Source organism: Amycolatopsis sp. TRM77291, assembly GCF_054166285.1.
The window spans coordinates 614,615-632,086 of the sequence record NZ_JBSZHF010000001.1; the positions used below are offsets into that span (position 1 = coordinate 614,615).

A 17,472-nucleotide genomic window follows, 5' to 3' on the forward strand; every position below is an offset into this window, starting at 1 on the left:
GCTCCTCAGGCGGCGAGGTCGGGTTCGGCCAGCGCGCCGGTCACGCGCAGGCCGGGGGTGGGTTCCAGCACGTCCGGATCGACACCGCACAGCGCGAGCGTGGCGGCGAGCACCGGCCGCCGCGCGCGGTCGCCACCGTCGGCGATCTTGATCGCGATCGCCGTCCCGTCCGGGAGGGCGGCGACCTGGACGGCTTCGAAACCGTCCTTGGCGATCAGGCCGGGCACCGCGCGCATGAGCGCGGTGACGTCGCGACGGGTGCCGGCGACCAGTTCCGGATGCTTCCGGATCCCTTCGGCGACAAGGCCTTCCGGTGTTCCCGGCGCCGACGCGGCGATCTTGCCGACCGCGCGGGCGAGCCCGCGCAGCGAGACCGCGAACAGGGGAGCGCCACAACCGTCGACGGCCACCTTCGGGATCCGCTGCCCGGTCAGGTCTTCGACGCATTCCGCGATCGCGAGCTGCAGCGGATGGCCGGGATCCAGATAGTCCTTTGTGGACCATCCGTGCAGACGGCAGGTCGCGAGCATGGCGGCGTGCTTGCCGGAACAGTTGTGCGCCAGCCGCGAAGCCGTCCGTCCCGAAGCGACCCACGCGTCGCGTTCGACCGGGTCGAACGGCAGGTCCTCCGGCGTCCGAAGGTCTTCCGTGGTGAGCCCGGCACCGTCGAGCGTCCTGCGCACCTCGGCGAGATGGATCTCCTCGCCGGAATGGCTGGCCGCGCCGACGGCGAACCCGGCGGGGCTCAGGTCGACGCCGAGCCGTGCCATCGCCGTGGCCTGCAAGGGTTTCGCCGCCGAACGCGGGTAGAACGCCGCCTCGACGTCGCCCGCGGCGAACAGCACGCGGCCGTCGGGGGCGAGCACCACGGCCGAGCCGTGGTGCACCCCCTCGACCATTCCTTCGCGGAGGAGGTGCACCAGCGGTTCGTGCGCGGGGACGCGGATCTCCGGGATCACAGCTTCGTCTTCTCGAAGACGTCCATGTTGATCCGCTTGCGGACCCCGAACCAGCCCGCCACCAGCGCGAGCCCGATGACCGGGAGGCAGTACAGGGTGATCCGGCCGACCTCGTCGAAGCCCATCAGCACCACGACGGCGACGAGGAAGATCAGCGTCGCGATCTCGGTGTAGGGGGAGAACGGCAGGCGGTACGACGGACGCTCGACCTCGCCGAGCTTGGCCTTGCGCACGAACAGCAGATGCGAAAGCACGATGATCGCCCAGGTGCCGAGGATGCCGATGGCGGCGAAGTTCAGCACGATCTCGAAGGCCTGGCTCGGCACGACGGCGTTCAGCCCGACCCCGACCACGCAGACCGCGGAGGTGAGCAGGATCCCGCCGTAGGGCACGTGGTTCTTGTTCATCACGCCGGTGAACTTCGGCGCGGAACCGGCCAGCGACATCGACCGCAGGATGCGGCCGGTGGAGTAGAGGCCCGAGTTGAGGCTGGACAGGGCCGCCGTCAGCACCACCAGGTTCATCACGTTGCCCGCCTGCGGCACCCCGATATGCGAAAGCACGGTGACGAACGGGCTTTCCTGCTTCGAGTAGGCGTCCCACGGCATCAGCATCGCCAGCAGGATCACCGAGCCGACGTAGAAGATCCCGATCCGCCACATGATCGAGTTGATCGCCTTGGGCATGATCTTGCGCGGGTTCTCCGTCTCGCCCGCGGCGACGCCGACCAGCTCGACCGAGGCGTAGGCGAACACGACACCCTGGACGATCAGCACCATCGGCAGCACCCCGGCCGGGAAGATCCCGCCGTTGTCGGAGATGAGCGAGAAGCCCGGCGTGGTGCCGTCGATCGGCTGCTGTGTGACCAGCAGGAAGATCCCGATCCCCATGAAGGTCACCAGCGCGGCGACCTTGATGATCGCGAACCAGAACTCCATCTCGCCGAACAGTTTCACCGAGACCATGTTCAGCGCCAGCACCACCGCGAGCGCGATGAGCGCCAGCACCCATTGCGGGATCGGGGTGAAGAACGACCAGAAATGGGCGTACAGCGCGATCGCGGTGATATCCGCGATACCGGTCGTCGACCAGTTCAGGAAGTGCATCCAGCCCGCGACGAAGGCGCCCTTCTCGCCCATGAATTCCCGGGCGTAGGAGACGAAGGCGCCGGAGGAGGGGCGGTACAGGATGAGCTCACCGAGCGAGCGCACCACGAAGAACGCGAAGAGGCCGCAGACCGCGTACACGATCGCGAGGGCCGGGCCCGCCTGCGCGAGCCTGCCGCCCGCGCCGAGGAACAGGCCGGTCCCGATGGCTCCGCCGATCGCGATCATGTTGACGTGGCGGGGTTTCAGCGCCTTGTCGTAGCCGGCGTCACCGGCGTCGGCGGGCACCGGCGCGGATTTGCTGTCGTCCGCGCTGAGGGTCTGTTCGGTCACGATGTCAGTCGTCCTTGTTCTGCTGCGTCGTGTGGCCCGGCCGCACGATGGTGGTGAGCGCGTCCTCGACGTGTTGGAGATGGGAGGTCATCGCCGTTACGGCGTCGGCTTCGGAACCGGCGGCGATGGCGGTGACGATCTCACGGTGCTCGGTGTTCGAGCGGGTCCGACGGTCCCCCAATTGGTTGAGAAAGGACGACTGGCGGGCCAGCGCGTCCCGGATCTCTTCGATGACCTTGCCGAACACCGGGTTGCCCGAAGCCTGGGCGATGGTGATGTGGAACAGCGAGTCGAGCGCGACCCACGCGGTGTTGTCGGTTTCGACGTCCATCCGCTCGACGAGATGACCGAGGAGGTCCAGGTCGTCGGTGCTGCGGCGCAGGGCCGCGTAACCCGCGACGGGGATCTCGACGTGCCGCCGGACCTCGAACAGGTCGCGGGCCGAGTAGGTCCCGAAGGTGGGGTTCTCGACCGGCCCGGTGGCGGTCACGAAGGTCCCTTTGCCCGTTTTGGACACGGTGAGCCCGAGTGCCTGCAGCCCCCGCAACGCTTCGCGGACGACCGAACGGCTGACCTCGAACTCCTTGCCGAGCGCGGATTCCGACGGCAGTTTCTGGCCGACGGGGTATTCGCCGCGCTCGATGGCGCCGCGGAGGTGGGCCAGAACGGCCTCCATCGCGCTGACGCGTCGTGGACCACCGTGTCCGGCTGTCTGGCTGTCAGACAGGTTCATGGGACGAGATCGTGCGGTCGGTCGCGACGCTTTGTCAAGAGAACGGCCGAGCGCTCCGATCCACCCTGCGAGGTCGGTGCCGATGGGGTAACCGCTCGGGAATGGGAACCCGTACTGCGGGCTTTCGTGGCGGTGAAGCTCTTTCGTGGCAGTGATTTCCGGCGCGCGGGTGGCCAGTGTCACACCGCGACCTGCCACTCACCCGCGGCTGAGCGCGATCACCGGGAACGGCCGCGTGGTCTTCGACTGGTGCTCGGCCAGCCGCGGGAACGCCTTCGCCTGCTTCGCGAACAGACGGTCCCTCGCTGCTCCGGTGACTTCGATCGCCTGGGCGGTGAAGACCTCTCCGTCCGCCTCGACGTCGACGGACGGCTCCGCGATCAGGTTGCGGTACCAGTCCGGATGCCGGGGCGCGCCCCCGTTGGCGGCGAAGACGACGTAGCGGTCGTCGTCGGCCAGGAACAGCATCGGCGTCACGTGCCGTCGCCCGGTGCGGGCACCGGTGGTGGTGAGCAGCAAGGTCGGGAGACCGTCGCCGTGGCGGCCGTTCGCGCGGAACTCCGCGATCACGCGCTCGTTCATGGCCTGCAGGTCGATCATCAACTCTCCGGGCGTTCGGTTGATCTTGGCGGCTGGCCAGTCTGCACATCCACGCCCAGGTCGGCAAGCATTTTCCGATCAGCGCTGCTCACGGCGCCGAAACTGTCGGTGCCTCCGCCGATACTCATTCCGTGTCCCCCGTCAGCCGCGGCCGCAAGCCGGCCAAACGACCGAAGCACCAGCGCTCCCGCCGGACGCGTCCGCCCTTGGACGTGTCCAGGGTGGAGCGCTGGCCGAAGCTGCTCCACGGGCCGGTCGAGCTTTCGGGCTGCGTCGTCCAAGGCCAGGTGGATCGGGACCTGGTCGTCCTGGCCGCCGAGCTGACCGACGGCGAACGTTCGGTGGGTGTCGAGGTTGTGGTCGACGGTCGCGAGGTCGACGTGATCGAGCTCCATCCCGGCCCCGAGGACGCCCTCGCGGTGCTTCGCGGCGGCTTCGAGGTGACCGAGGCACCGCTGAGCCCTGAGGAGTTCCGAAGCCAGGTCGAAGCGGCGTTGATCGTCAGGGCGGACAGCGCCGCCTGGATTCGGGAGAGGATCCCCGACCTCTTGAAGCTGGGAAGAGATCCCAGGCCCGATCTGCCGGAGCGTGCGGCCCAGCTGCGCCGGTGGCTCGGTCTTCCCGGCTACCATCCGCTGCCGCGCATACCGCCGGCCGATCCGCTGCCACTCGTCCTGCCACCGCCCGCGCCGGTCACCGGGCTCTGGCTGGCGGTCGCCCTGGCCGAGCCGGACGACGCGATCTGGCGACGGCTCGAAGTCCGCTCCGACGTCACCCTCGCCGGCCTGCACCGCATCATCGCGGCCGCGTTCGACCGCGACGAACGGGAGTATCACCGGTTCGAGACCGCGTACGGAGGCTTCAGCGTCGACGCGCAGAGCTGCGAAGGCGACCGCTTCGACGACGAAGTGACACTCGGCCAGGTCGTCAGCTCGCCAGGCCACCGATTCGTCTACGAGGCGGAGAGCTGGCGGCACTGGATCCGCGTCGAGCGGCGGGTCTCCCTCCCCGAAGCCCCGAGCTGTCTCGACGGTGAACGCGCCGCGCCTCCGCCGGAATGCGAAGACGAGCGGAGTTACGAGATGTTGCTGGAGGCACTGCGCGATCCGGACGACGAAGAGAACGAGGGCCTGATCGAGGAGCTCGGCGGCCTCGGGTTCGATCCGGAGTGGTTCGACAGGGAGGTGGTCGACGAGCGGCTCGCCCGGCTGAGCTGATCCGGCGCCCCGTTCGGGGGTAACCGAGGTCATCGCGAACCGCGCCGCGTCGGTGCTTGGCGGCGGCCGGACGGAGGGGGAGACTGACCCTCGCCGGGGTGCCATCCCGCCCGGGCGCCGTCGAGCCCCGGCGCATAAGGTGGGAGGACCGGCCCGCGTCAAGCAGCCAGGGATCCGTCTGCCTAGGGGAGGTTTTCGCTGGTGTCGAACGATTCCTTCGTCCACCTGCATGTGCACACCGAGTACTCGATGCTCGACGGTGCGGCGAAGATCGCCCCCTTGTTCAAGGAGGCGGCGCGCCTTGGCATGCCCGCGGTCGGGATGACCGACCACGGCAACATGTACGGCGCGGACGAGTTCTACCAGCAGGCGGTCAAACACGAGCTCAAGCCGATCATCGGCATCGAGGCCTACGTCGCGCCGGAGAGCCGGTTCCACAAGAAGCCGGTCTTCTGGGGTCAGTCGAACCAGCGCGGCGCCGACGAGTTCGGTGAGGGCGGTGACGTCTCCGGTGGTGGTGCCTACACCCACATGACGATGCTCGCCGAGAACTCCACCGGCCTGCGCAACCTGTTCAAGCTGTCGTCGCTCGCGAGCATGCAGGGCTACTACCGCAAGCCCCGGATGGACCGCGAACTGATCGCGGAGAACCACCACGGCATCATCGCGACCACCGGCTGCCCCTCGGGCGAGGTGCAGACGCGGCTGCGGCTGGGGCAGCGCACCGAAGCGATCCAGGCCGCTTCGGACTACAAGGACATCTTCGGCGCCGACAACTTCTTCCTCGAGCTGATGGACCACGGGCTGCCGATCGAGCGCTCGGTCCGTGAAGGCCTGCTCGAGATCGGCAAGCTGCTCGACCTCAAGCCGCTGGCCACCAACGACTCGCACTACGTCACCAAGGACCAGGCCGACACCCACTCCGCGCTGCTGTGCGTGCAGGCGGGCAAGACGCTGAACGACCCGAACCGGTTCAAGTTCGACGGCGACGGCTACTACCTGAAGTCGGCCGCCGACATGCGGGAGTACTGGGACAAGGAGGTCCCCGGCGCCGCCGACTCGACGCTGCTGATCGCCGAGCGCGTCGAGTCCTACAAGGACGTGTACACGCACAAGGACCGGCTGCCCTTCTTCGAGGTCCCCGAGGGCTACGACCAAGGCACCTGGCTGCGGGAAGAGGTCGCGCGCGGTCTCAAGTGGCGGTACCCGGACGGCGTCCCGGACCCGTACTACAACGAGCGCATCGAGATCGAGCTCGACGTCATCATCGGGAAGGGCTTCCCCGCCTACTTCCTCATCGTCGCCGACCTCATCAACTACGCCCGTAAGGTCGGCATCCGCGTCGGCCCCGGCCGTGGTTCCGCCGCCGGCTCGCTGGTCGCGTACGTCCTCGGTATCACCAATCTGGACCCGATCCCGCAGAAGCTGCTGTTCGAGCGGTTCCTGAACCCCGAGCGCGTCTCGATGCCCGATATCGACATCGACTTCGACGACCGCCGTCGCGGCGAGATGATCCGCTACGCCACCGAGAAGTACGGCGTCGACAAGGTCGCGCAGGTCATCACCTTCGGCACCATTAAGACCAAGGCGGCCATCAAGGACTCCGCCCGCGTCCACTTCGGCCAGCCGGGGTACGCGATCGCGGACCGGATCTCGAAGGCGCTCCCGCCGCCGATCATGGCGAAGGACATCCCGCTCTCGGGCATCGTCGACTCGAAGCACGAGCGCTACGGCGAAGCGGCCGAGGTCCGCGCGCTCGTCGAGACCGACGAGGAGTGCAAGACGATCTTCGAGACCGCGCGTGGTCTCGAAGGCCTGATCCGCAACGCCGGCGTCCACGCCTGCGCGGTCATCATGTCCTGCGACCCGCTGACCGACGCCATCCCGCTGTGGCAGCGCGACGACGGTTCGATCATCACCGGCTGGGACTACCCGTCGTGCGAGGCCATCGGCCTGCTGAAGATGGACTTCCTGGGCCTGCGGAACCTCACCGTCATCGGTGACGCGATCGACAACATCAAGACCAACCGCGGGATCGACATCGACCTCGACACCCTCGGCGTCGACGACAAGGCGACCTACGAACTGCTCTCCCGCGGTGACACGCTCGGCGTGTTCCAGCTGGACGGCGGCCCGATGCGTGACCTGCTGCGCCGCATGCAGCCGACCCAGTTCGACGACATCGTGGCGGTGGGCGCGCTGTACCGCCCCGGCCCGATGGGCATGAACGCGCACAACGACTACGCCGACCGCAAGAACGGGCGGCAGAAGGTCAAGCCGATCCACCCCGAGCTCGACGAGCCCCTGAAGGAGATCCTGGCCGACACCTACGGCCTGATCGTCTATCAGGAGCAGATCATGCACATCGGCCAGAAGGTGGCCGGGTACTCGATGGGCCGCGCGGACGTGCTCCGTCGCGCGATGGGCAAGAAGAAGCAGGAAGTCCTCGAGAAGGAGTTCGAGGGCTTCGAGGCCGGGATGAAGTCGAGCGACCTCCTTCCCGGCGGTTTCTCGTCGGAGGCGATCAAGGCGCTCTGGGACACGATCCTCCCGTTCGCCGGCTACGCGTTCAACAAGAGTCACGCGGCCGCGTACGGCCTGATCTCCTACTGGACCGCGTACCTCAAGGCGAACTTCACACCGGAGTACATGGCCGCGCTGCTCACCTCGGTCGGTGACAACAAGGACAAGTCCGCGGTCTACCTCTCGGAATGCCGCCGCCTCGGGATCAAGGTGCTCCCGCCGGACGTCAACGAGTCGGCGCTGAGGTTCGCGGCCGTCGGGGAGGACATCCGCTTCGGCATGGGTGCCGTCCGCAACGTCGGCGCGAACGTCGTCGAGTCGATCATCAAGACCCGCGAGGAGAAGGGGAAGTACTCCTCCTTCACCGATTTCCTCGACAAGTCGGAGCTGGTGGCCTGCAACAAGCGGGTCATCGAATCGCTGATCAAGGCGGGCGGGTTCGACTCGCTCGGCAACACGCGGCTCTCGATGATCCAGGTGCACGAGGACGCGGTCGAGGCCGTGGTCCCGCTCAAGCGCCAGGAGGCGATGGGCCAGTTCGACCTCTTCGGTTTCGGCGGGGACGACGACGCCGAAGCCGCAGTGTCCTCTTCGCCGCTCGCGCATCTGAAGTTCGGCGAAGAGGAGTACCCGCGCAAGCAGCTCCTGGCCTACGAACGGGAGATGCTCGGCCTCTACGTCTCGGCGCATCCGCTGGACGGCGCCGAGCGCATCCTGCGCAAACACGCGCCGCGGCCGATCGCCGCGATCCTCGCCGACCCGCCGAAGGAAGGCGAGCTGGTCGTCTCCGGGCTGATCACCTCGCTGGAACGCCGGGTCAACAAGAAGGGCGAGCCCTGGGCGATCTGCACCATCGAGGACATGGACGCCTCGCTCGAGGTGCTGTATTTCCCGAAGTCCTACGCCATGTTCTCCGCCGACCTCATCGAGGACAACGCGGTACTGGTGAAGGGCCGGGTGAACTGGCGCGAGGACAAGATGTCCATCTTCGGTGGCGGGCTCGTGCCGCTCGACCTGTCCGAGGTGGGCAACGGCGACGACGATCTGCCGCTGGTGCTGCTGGCCGCGGCGGAGAAGATCGACCAGTCGGTGGTCAGCGAACTGAAGCAGACCCTGCTGGCGCACAAGGGCGAGACCCCGGTGCACCTCAAGCTGGTCGGCAAGAACCAGACGGTCTTCGCGCTCTACGACTATCCGGTCAAGGTGACGTCGATGCTGATCGGTGAGCTCAAGGGCATCCCCGGGATCGCCGCCAGCACCTGATGGACACCTCCGAACCCGACCCCCGGCGCTGGAAGGCGCTCGCCGTCACCCTCGCCGCCGGGTTCATGGGACTGCTCGACGTCAGCATCGTCAACACGGCGCTGCCCTCGATCCAGAAGGACCTCGGCGCGTCGAGCGGCGGGATCCAATGGGTGGTTTCGGGTTACGCGCTGGCTTTCGGGCTGGTGCTGGTGACCGGCGGCAGGCTCGGTGACGCGCTCGGCCGCCGCCGCATGTTCCTGTTCGCGCTCGCCGGGTTCGTGCTGACCAGCGCGTTCGCCGGCGCGGCGCCGGACGAGACGACGCTGATCATCGCGCGGCTCCTGCAGGGATTCGCCTCGGGCATGATGACGCCGCAGAACAGCGGCATGATCCAGGACCTGTTCCGCGGCGCGGAACGAGGCCGCGCGTTCGGCATGTTCGGTGCCACCGTCGGGATCTCGACCGCCGTCGGGCCGGTGCTCGGCGGCGTGATCCTCGCCGTCTTCGGGGATCCGGAAGGCTGGCGCTGGGTCTTCTACGTGAACGTGCCCATCGGGATCCTGGCGTTCGCGCTGGCCCTGAGATGGCTGCCGAAGGCGGAAGCCCCGGCGAGAAGCCTGCGGGGCGAGATCGACTTCGTCGGCATCATGCTGCTGGGTGTCGCCGTCCTCGGTGTCCTGCTCCCGTTGATCGAATCCGAACAGGGCGGGCTCAGCAGCCTGTGGTGGCTGTTCCTCGTCGCGGTGGTCTTCGGTTTCGCCTTCGTGCGCTGGGAACGCTCGATGGTGCGGCGCGGCCGTCCGCCGCTGCTGGACACCCGGCTGTTCACCGGAACCCCGGGCTACGCGACGGGCGCGGCCGTCGGCGCGCTGTACTTCAGCGGGTTCACCGGGATGTGGCTGGTCTTCGCCATCTTCTTCCAGCAGGGCCTCGGCTACACGCCACTGCAATCCGGGCTCGCCGTCACCTCCTTCGCCCTCGGCTCGGCCGTGTCGGCGGCGATCGCGGGACGGCTGGTGCCGAAGTGGGGCCGCAAGCTCACGGTCACCGGGCTGGTCATGGTGATCGCCGGGATGGTCACGGTCGCCGTCCTCGCCGGTCAGGATCCCGGCGCCGCGGCGGGCTGGTGGTTCGCGTTGCCGCTGCTCGTCGCGGGTGTCGGTGGCGGCATGGTCATCTCGCCCAACACCACGTTGACGCTGGAATGCGTCCCGACGTCGATGGCCGGTGTGGCCGGAGGAGCGTTGCAGACCGGACAGCGGATCGGCACCGCGATCGGCACGGTCGTGCTGGCCTCGGTCTTCCACGCGGTACTCGGTGCGAACGGCGGCTATCCGTGGGCGCTGACCGCCGCGATGCTGTGCGCCGCCGTGTTGACGAGCTCGGCACTTCTACTCGCCGTGATCGAACTCCGCGCACGCCGGAAGCGGCGCGTGCTCACTGAGCGGGAGGAAGCCGAGCGGGCTGCCGCCGACAGTCAACGCGGTTGAGTCTCCCGGGCGGCCGATGACTACGTTCGGCAAGACCGAATGCTCCATCCGAGTGACTGAGGTCGTCATCCCCTGGTGCTACTCAGAGCAACCGGGTACACCTAACGGAGCCTTCACCGCTGTGCGTTGGCTACCGACAGTGGTATTTCTGTCGATCGATCGGGGATGGATCGATCGGCGGGAGCGATCGTGGTGAGTCCGGAGTTCCCAGGAATGGACACCTGCGGTCACGAGCCGGTGGACAGTCGTCGGCGTCCGCGGGGGACCGTTCGGCGGCGGCCGGCTCAACACCGCTGGCGAGCCGAGTACCGGTGAGGCATTCGCGCGGGTGGGTTCGCGCGGGGTCGCCTGGGGAGGTGCACCCGGCCCGGACCCACCCGCCGCGCGTTTCTCCGAGTGTGTGAACCGCCTTCGGCTGCGAAGATCTCCGCAGATCGACATGGCGAGGAGCACTGATGGCGGAGAGTTCTGTACGGCGGAGTCGGCTGCGGATCTGGTACCGGCCGATGACGATGCGCGATTCCGGCGAAGGCCACCGGGTCGCGACCCCGTTGGAGCTGTTGTTCGACCTGTGTTTCGTGGTCGCCGTCGCGCAGGCCGCCGCCGGCCTGCACCACGCGATCGCCGAGAACCACATCGGGCACGGCGTGCTCAGCTTCGGGATGGTGTTCTTCGCGATCTGGTGGGGCTGGCTGAACTTCAGCTGGTTCGCGTCGTCGTTCGACACCGACGACGTCCCGTACCGGCTGGTGACGCTGGTGCAGATCGCGGGCGGGCTGACCGTCGCCGCCGGTGTCTCGTCGGCGTTCGAAGGCGACTTCGCGATCGTGGTCGCCGGTTACGTCCTGATGCGGCTCGCGATGGTCGTGCAGTGGCTGCGCGCCGCGCGGACCGATCCGGAATGCCGCCCCGCCGCACTGCGGTACGCCATCGGCATCACGATCGTCCAGATCCTGTGGGTCGTCCGCCTCGGTCTCCCGGAGTCGCTGGCGCTGCCGTCGTTCTTCCTGCTCCTGGTCGCGGAACTCGCGGTCCCGGTGATCGCCGAACGTAAGCGCTGGACAGGCTGGCACCCGCACCACATCGCCGAGCGCTACGGCCTGTTCACGATCATCGTGCTGGGTGAATCCATCCTGGGCGCGACCACCGCGGTCAAGGAGGGGCTGGACGAGGGCAAGCACACCGGCAGCCTGATCTCTCTGGCCGCCGCGGGTCTCGTGCTGGTGTTCTCCTTGTGGTGGCTGTACTTCGACCAGCCGGGTCACGTCCGGCTGGAGAAGGCGAAGAGCCTGTTCACCGTGGCGAGCTGGGGCTACGGGCACTACCTGATCTTCGCTTCGGCGGCCGCGCTCGGCGCCGGCCTCGAAGTCGCGGTCGACTACGACACCCACACCGGGCACGTCGCGTCCCTGCCCGCCGCCATGGCGACGACCGTGCCCGTCGCGATCTATCTGCTCAGCGTCTGGCTAATGCACATCGGGCCCACCAACGAATGCCGCCCGATCGCGATCGGCTTCCCGGTGACCGCGGTGCTCGTGCTCGCCGCGTCGTTCACGCCGGCGCCCATCCACATCACCGCGGGGCTCGCCGCCGCTCTGGTCGTCCTGACGGTGGTCGCCACCCATGGCGAGCCGGTTCCAGGGGAGGGGCCGATCGATGCAGGTCAGAGCCCCGGCGCGAAAAAAGGGACCCCCCTGTAAACGCCGGTTTCGGGCCGTGTAATGTTCTCTTCGTCGCCAGGGAAACCGAGCGGCCGCCGGGAACACGAACCAAGCTCCCACCGGATGGTGGTAGAGTGGGTGGTCCCGAACCGGAGAGGTAACTCTACCCCCCGCTGAAACGGCAGTTTCGAGCAGGTGCTAGAGTGTGCTCCGGACAAAAGCCAAGAAATGACTGCTTCGGATAAGGCCGCGTGCGGTGCGATCTGGGGTGTGTTGCTTGAGAACTCAACAGTGTGCTAGTGAACTAAGCCAGTAGAGCTTATGTATTTGAACCTCGTTTGAGGTTCCTTTGAGAGCAAGAAAATTTGCCTCGATTGAATTCGAAGACATTGTTGGAGAGTTTGATNGCCTGACAGCGCCGATGGTACTGCAACCGAAGGGTTGTGGGAGAGTAGGACACCGCCGGACTAACCTTAAAAAAAGGGTCCAGGCCCCGGTCGAGAACCACGAGTTCTCCCGGGGCCTGGACCCTTTTCTCATACCTGCACCCCGCCACACCCGCGACCACCCGGAACTCACGTGATTGAGCTCGACTCTCGCGTGATCAGAGACGTAACTCGCGTGCTTGAACCCGCAACTCACGTGACCACACGGACGACACGTGTGATCAGACGGACGACACACGTGTGTGCCGGGACGACACGCGTGACTGGCCGGCCGACACGGCACCCGCCCGGCTGGGACACACGTGTCGTCCCTCTGATCACACGTGCCGTCCCCGCAAACACACGCGCCGGCCACCTGAACACACGAGTCACGAACCTGAACACCCCGAATGGCGGGCCCAAGCACGCGAGTTACGGGCCCAAGCACGCGAGTTACGGGTTCAAGCACGTGAGTTACGGGCCCAAACACGTGAGTTACGGGTTCGGTCACGTGGGTGGCGGGATCAGGGCGGGGAGGGTGTCGCTGAGGGAGCCGCGGACGACGGCCGTGGCCATGGAGTCGTAGGGCGTTTCGGAGCCGTTGCAGATCACCACCGCGGATCCGGAGCGGGAAGCGACGCTCACCAGGGAGGCGGCCGGCTGGACGCGTAGCGAGGACCCGGCCACCAGCAGGAGGTCGCTGTCGGAGACGGCGGCGCGGGCGGCTCGGAGCAGGTTCTGGTCCAGGTGCTGGCCGAACGACACCGTGGCCGACTTGAGGATTCCGCCGCACACCAGACAGGGCGGGTCGGTCTCGCCCGCTCGGACGCGCTCCAGCGTCGAGCGCATGTCCCGGTGGTCGTCACAGGACAGGCAGACGGACTCGAACATGGTCCCGTGGAGTTCCAGCACCCGCTCCGGCGGCGAGCCCGCCTTCTGATGGAGCCGGTCGATGTTCTGGGTGATGATCCGCGTCGGCGACAGGCGCTCGAGCGCGTAGTGCGCGGCATTCGGTGTCGCGTCCCAGCCGGGGTGCACCAGCCGCGCCTGCCAGGTCCGTTCCCGGACCTCACGGCTGCCTTGGTACGCCTTGAGGTTCGACATCTTCTCCGCGCCCGGATCGCGGGTCCAGAGGCCCTGCGGGCCGCGGAAGTCGGGGATCCCCGAATCCGTGGAGATCCCGGCGCCGGTCAGTGCGACGACCCGGCCGGCGCCGGCCACGAGTGAGCGGGCGGTGCTCAGGGTGCTGGTCACCGGCCCATCATGCCTCTACTTGAGCGCGCTGCCCGCCTGCCAGTCGGTCCACGACTTCGACCAGTCACCGTAGAGGTCCCACACCGGCAGCTGCGGGCCACCGGAGTTGGTCACCTCGACGACGTCGCCGAGCCCCATGTTCTGGTAGAACCACTGGGCGTTGGCGGCGTTGAGGTTGATACAGCCGTGCGACACGTTGGAGCTGCCCTGCGCGCCGACACTGTTCGGGTTCTCGTGGACGAACTCGCCGTCGTTGGAGATGCGCAGCGACCACTTCTCGTTCGCCTTGTAATACCCCGGCTGGCCCTGGCAGACGCCGTAGGTGCACGAGTCCATCACGTAATTCTCGTGTTTGTCCGAAATGACGTGGGCGCCCAAATGCGTGGGTGTGGCGTCCTTGCCCATGGAAATGGGCATCGACTTCGCCAGCTGGCCATTGTGGAAGATCTGCATCTGTTCGGTATTGCCGTCGGCCTTCGCGACCCATGAATCGTGCACTTTGTACGTTTCGGTGCGATCGGTCGCGCCGTACACGCCATTGCCGAAATCGACGCCGTAGATCATCGCCGACACCTTGAGCGTCGTCCCCGGCTGCCAGTACACCTTGGGGCGGTAGTGGACGTTCTTGTCGTCGATCCAGTACCAGGAGCCCTCCTGCTTCGGCGTGGACTCCACGGACAGCTTCTTCTCGACCTCGGCCTTGTTCTTCACCGGCTGGCCGAAGGCGAACACGATCGGCTGCCCGACGCCGACGCCGGCGGACGCAACCGCCGCGGGGGCCGGGATGAGGTTCGGGTTCGCCTGCTGCTTCGGACTCAGCGTGGAGACCCTGCTCTGCTGCTCGACGGGCTTCCCGTCGGTGCCCTGGGCATGCGCCACGATCTTGTACGTGCTGCCGTAGCCGAGCGGCTCGGTGGTCCTCCAGCTGAGCCCGTCGCTCGCCAGCTCGCCCTTCACCTGGTTGCCCTTGTCGGCGTTGCTGACGGTGACGTCGATCAGTTTGCCGTGCTCGGCCTTGACCACCACCGGCGTCGCCGGATTGACGTTCGTCCCGCCTGCCGGATCGATGGTCACCGAAACCGGGCTCGTGTCCGGTTCGGCGCTGGTGCCGGGTGAATCGGTGCCGCCCGAGGGCGAACAGGCCGAAATCAGCACCACCGCGGCGAGTATTCCGGCCGTCGAAAGTAATGTCTTCTTGGGAAACATGTGAGTCTCTTTTTACGTCGCTATCAGCGGAAAGTTCTCTTTCAAAACTACGCGACGAAGAAGACGTGATCGATGCCGGATGGTTGCCTGTCAATCCACGACGAGACCGGGGGCACCATAAAGACCGGGGCCGTCGACACGCAATTCGCCCAAATAGGTCTTCGCGGCGTCATAGGCTTCGGCGGTCAGCGTGGTGGTGTGGCGGAAGTCCAGCGGGCTGACCCGCACCGGCTTCGGCCCGGGCACGTACACCACGGGCACTTCGGCCGCGGCGATCGGCGCTTCCAGGACCGCCTGGTTCCGCATGCTGATCATCGCGGTGAACATCAGCACCTCGGCGAAGGTCTGCGGAGCGCCGGGCATCTTGCCGGGGAAGGCGCAGTCGAGGACGACGAGCGATTTCGCGCCCATGGCGAGCGCCTGGCGCATCGGCACGTTGGCGACCAGGCCGCCGTCGTAGAGCATCCGCTCCCCGAACGGCACCGGCGGATAGATCCCCGGGATCGCACAGCTGGCCAGCAGGGGCGCCAGAACGGGCCCGGAGCGGATGAGCAGAGGTTCGGCGGTGTCGACGTCGGTCGCGACGACACCCAGCGGCAGCGCGAGATCCTCGAACCGGGCGCCCTCGCCGATGTGCTCGTCGACGATCGCGGCGAGACCGTTGTTGGGAAACAGGTTGGTCTTGCTGTGCCGCAGCGTCCGCACCTGGCTGAACACGCCGCCGGGGAACGCCTCGTGCCGGGTCATCCGGGACCAGATCCGGTCCAGCCGGTCGCCCGATTCACCCCCGAGGGCGAGCACGGCGGCGTTCAGCGAACCCACCGAGGTGCCGACGACGAGGTCCGGGGTGATCCCGGCTTCGGTCAGGGCGCGCAGCATCCCGACCTGCATGGCCCCGAGACTGCCGCCGCCACCGAGTACGAAACCGATCGGCTGGGGCAGGTTCAGGGCGGCCATACCCGGGAATTTAGTCGTCCGCGCCGATCTTCGCCGGAGCGGCTTCCTCGGCTGTGACGGCGAGCGCCTTCTTCTTCTTGTAGCGCAGCAGGAAGTACACGGCGACCCCGATGAGCACGCCGACGATGATCAGGCCACCGGTGTTGAGCGCGCCTTCGACCTTCTTGGCGGCTTCACCGAGAGCGGCGCCGATACCGATGTGGATGGCCGACCAGCAGGCCGCGCCCGCCGCGGCGGCGGGCAGGAACTTGCGGAAGGGCAGGCCCGACGTGCCCGACGCCGCCGGCGTCAGCGTGCGGATCACCGGGAGGAACCGCGCGAAGAACACCGCCCACGCGCCTCGCCGTTCGAGCACGCCCGTCGCCTTGTCCCAGGCGTCGAGGCCGTACTTGCGGATCAGCTTCGTCTCACGCAGACGGGGGCCGAAGCGTTTGCCGATCGCGTAGCCGAGTGAGTCGCCGAGTGCGGCGCAGACCGTCACGACGGCCCACAGGGTCAGGAAACGCGAGATCGACGTCGCCGTCGTGGCCGCGACCAGCAGCCCCGATTCACCGGGGGCGATGAAGCCGAGCCCGATGGTGCATTCGGCGAACACCAGTCCGCCGGTCGCCGCGACCAGTCCCGGTTCCGGGAGACCCTGCAGCCAGTTCAGAAGATCAGTTACCAACGCCACCAGGTCACTTTACTGATTCGTGACCTGGTGGGTGGCGATGTCGCGAGGAGGGTGACCGGAGTCACCTCGCCAGCAGCGAGCTGGCCTCCTGCGCGGCGGGACCTTCGGCGGCCAGGTGGGCCAAGTTCTCCGACAGCGGCTCGCCGCGGTGGGCCTTCGTCTGCGCGAACAGCCGCCCGGCGCGGTACGAGGAACGGACGAGCGGCCCGGCCATGACCCCGGCGAAGCCCATGGCTTCGGCGGCGTTCGAGTGCTCGACGAACTCCTCGGGCTTGACCCAGCGGTCCACGGGGTGGTGCCTGGGCGAGGGGCGCAGGTACTGGGTGATCGTCAGGATTTCGCACCCGGCGTCGACCAGGTCTTTCATCGCGGGCGCGACCTCTTCGGGGGTCTCGCCCATGCCGAGGATCAGGTTCGACTTCGTCACCAGACCGGCCTCGCGAGCGCGGGTGATGACCTCCAGCGACCGCGCGTACCGGAAGCCCGGCCGGATCCGCTTGAAGATCCGCGGCACCGTCTCGACGTTGTGCGCCAGCACCTCGGGCCGCGAACCGAAGACTTCGGCCAGCTGGTCGGGATCCGCGTTGAAGTCCGGGATCAGCAACTCGACACCCGTGCCCGGGTTCAACGCGTGGATCTGCCGCACGGTCTCCGCGTACAGCCACGCGCCACCGTCTTCGAGATCGTCACGCGCGACACCGGTCACCGTCGAATAGCGCAAGCCCATCGCCTGCACCGACTCCGCCACCTTGCGCGGCTCGGTCCGGTCCAGCGCCGCCGGCTTGCCGGTGTCGATCTGGCAGAAGTCACAGCGCCGGGTGCACTGGTCACCGCCGATCAGGAAGGTAGCTTCACGGTCTTCCCAGCACTCGTAGATGTTGGGACAGCCGGCTTCTTCGCAGACGGTGTGGAGGCCTTCGCGGCGCACCAGGCCTTTGAGCTCGGTGAACTCCGGACCCATCCGCGCGCGCGTCTTGATCCACGACGGCTTCTTTTCGATGGGAGTCTGGGAATTCCGGACCTCGAGCCGCAACAACTTGCGGCCATCTGGGGCAGCACTCACATTGCCACCCTACGCCCGCCGGAGCAG

13 protein-coding genes are annotated in these 17,472 nt (G+C 67.4%); 4 read left to right on the forward strand and 9 right to left on the reverse strand.

Going from position 1 to position 17,472, the window contains the following annotated elements:
* Positions 1–5: 5 nt before the first annotated feature.
* The 4 genes from ACXIZN_RS02895 to ACXIZN_RS02910 all read right to left on the reverse strand — a co-directional run bounded on the left by ACXIZN_RS02895 (position 6) and on the right by ACXIZN_RS02910 (position 3,731).
* Positions 6–959, reverse strand: coding sequence for an asparaginase (locus tag ACXIZN_RS02895; RefSeq protein ID WP_457952421.1), 954 nt, complete (start codon positions 957–959; stop codon positions 6–8).
* Positions 956–2,398, reverse strand: coding sequence for an amino acid permease (locus ACXIZN_RS02900; RefSeq protein WP_457952423.1), 1,443 nt, complete (start codon positions 2,396–2,398; stop codon positions 956–958). Before ACXIZN_RS02900 ends, ACXIZN_RS02895 begins: the two co-directional genes overlap by 4 nt.
* Positions 2,399–2,402: 4 nt before the next feature.
* The gene (locus ACXIZN_RS02905; protein ID WP_457960443.1) at positions 2,403–3,074 is read right to left on the reverse strand and encodes a FadR/GntR family transcriptional regulator; all 672 of its coding nucleotides are present in this window, start codon (positions 3,072–3,074) and stop codon (positions 2,403–2,405) included.
* Positions 3,075–3,329: 255 nt separating this feature from the next.
* Complete coding sequence (locus ACXIZN_RS02910) at positions 3,330–3,731, reverse strand: nitroreductase/quinone reductase family protein (RefSeq protein WP_457952425.1); 402 nt, start codon at positions 3,729–3,731, stop codon at positions 3,330–3,332.
* Positions 3,732–3,862: 131 nt separating this feature from the next.
* Between ACXIZN_RS02910 and ACXIZN_RS02915 the strand changes: the two genes are divergently transcribed.
* The 4 genes from ACXIZN_RS02915 to ACXIZN_RS02930 all read left to right on the forward strand — a co-directional run bounded on the left by ACXIZN_RS02915 (position 3,863) and on the right by ACXIZN_RS02930 (position 11,906).
* Positions 3,863–4,948, forward strand: coding sequence for a plasmid pRiA4b ORF-3 family protein (locus ACXIZN_RS02915; protein ID WP_457952426.1), 1,086 nt, complete (start codon positions 3,863–3,865; stop codon positions 4,946–4,948).
* Between the two features lie 201 nt (positions 4,949–5,149).
* Positions 5,150–8,734, forward strand: coding sequence for a DNA polymerase III subunit alpha (dnaE, locus tag ACXIZN_RS02920; protein WP_457952428.1), 3,585 nt, complete (start codon positions 5,150–5,152; stop codon positions 8,732–8,734).
* Entirely contained in the window at positions 8,734–10,206 is a 1,473-nt protein-coding gene (locus tag ACXIZN_RS02925) for an MFS transporter (protein ID WP_457952431.1), read from the forward strand. The genes dnaE and ACXIZN_RS02925 overlap by 1 nt, the downstream gene beginning before the upstream one ends.
* A 455-nt stretch (positions 10,207–10,661) precedes the next feature.
* On the forward strand, positions 10,662–11,906 hold the full coding sequence (locus tag ACXIZN_RS02930) for a low temperature requirement protein A (RefSeq protein WP_457952433.1): 1,245 nt from the start codon (positions 10,662–10,664) through the stop codon (positions 11,904–11,906).
* Between the two features lie 893 nt (positions 11,907–12,799).
* Here the strand turns inward: ACXIZN_RS02930 and ACXIZN_RS02935 are convergent.
* From ACXIZN_RS02935 to lipA, 5 genes are all read right to left on the reverse strand, one after another.
* Entirely contained in the window at positions 12,800–13,546 is a 747-nt protein-coding gene (locus tag ACXIZN_RS02935) for an SIR2 family NAD-dependent protein deacylase (RefSeq protein ID WP_457952435.1), read from the reverse strand.
* Between the two features lie 15 nt (positions 13,547–13,561).
* Complete coding sequence (locus ACXIZN_RS02940; protein ID WP_126737781.1) at positions 13,562–14,752, reverse strand: L,D-transpeptidase; 1,191 nt, start codon at positions 14,750–14,752, stop codon at positions 13,562–13,564.
* 90 nt (positions 14,753–14,842) lie between these two features.
* Complete coding sequence (locus tag ACXIZN_RS02945; RefSeq protein ID WP_457952437.1) at positions 14,843–15,709, reverse strand: patatin-like phospholipase family protein; 867 nt, start codon at positions 15,707–15,709, stop codon at positions 14,843–14,845.
* Between the two features lie 10 nt (positions 15,710–15,719).
* Complete coding sequence (locus ACXIZN_RS02950) at positions 15,720–16,382, reverse strand: DedA family protein (protein WP_457952438.1); 663 nt, start codon at positions 16,380–16,382, stop codon at positions 15,720–15,722.
* 61 nt (positions 16,383–16,443) lie between these two features.
* Positions 16,444–17,445 (reverse strand): lipoyl synthase, encoded by a 1,002-nt coding sequence (gene lipA / locus ACXIZN_RS02955; RefSeq protein WP_126737778.1) that lies wholly within the window; start codon positions 17,443–17,445, stop codon positions 16,444–16,446.
* Between the last annotated feature and the right edge of the window lie 27 nt (positions 17,446–17,472).

Coding starts and splice junctions, on each gene's coding strand:
- ACXIZN_RS02905 (WP_457960443.1), bottom strand. CDS start 3,074: ATGGAGGCCGTTCTGGCCCACCTCCGCGGCGCCATCGAGCGCGGCGAA.
- ACXIZN_RS02910 (WP_457952425.1), bottom strand. CDS start 3,731: ATGATCGACCTGCAGGCCATGAACGAGCGCGTGATCGCGGAGTTCCGC.
- ACXIZN_RS02925 (WP_457952431.1), top strand. CDS start 8,734: ATGGACACCTCCGAACCCGACCCCCGGCGCTGGAAGGCGCTCGCCGTC.
- ACXIZN_RS02930 (WP_457952433.1), top strand. CDS start 10,662: ATGGCGGAGAGTTCTGTACGGCGGAGTCGGCTGCGGATCTGGTACCGG.
- ACXIZN_RS02940 (WP_126737781.1), bottom strand. CDS start 14,752: ATGTTTCCCAAGAAGACATTACTTTCGACGGCCGGAATACTCGCCGCG.
- ACXIZN_RS02945 (WP_457952437.1), bottom strand. CDS start 15,709: ATGGCCGCCCTGAACCTGCCCCAGCCGATCGGTTTCGTACTCGGTGGC.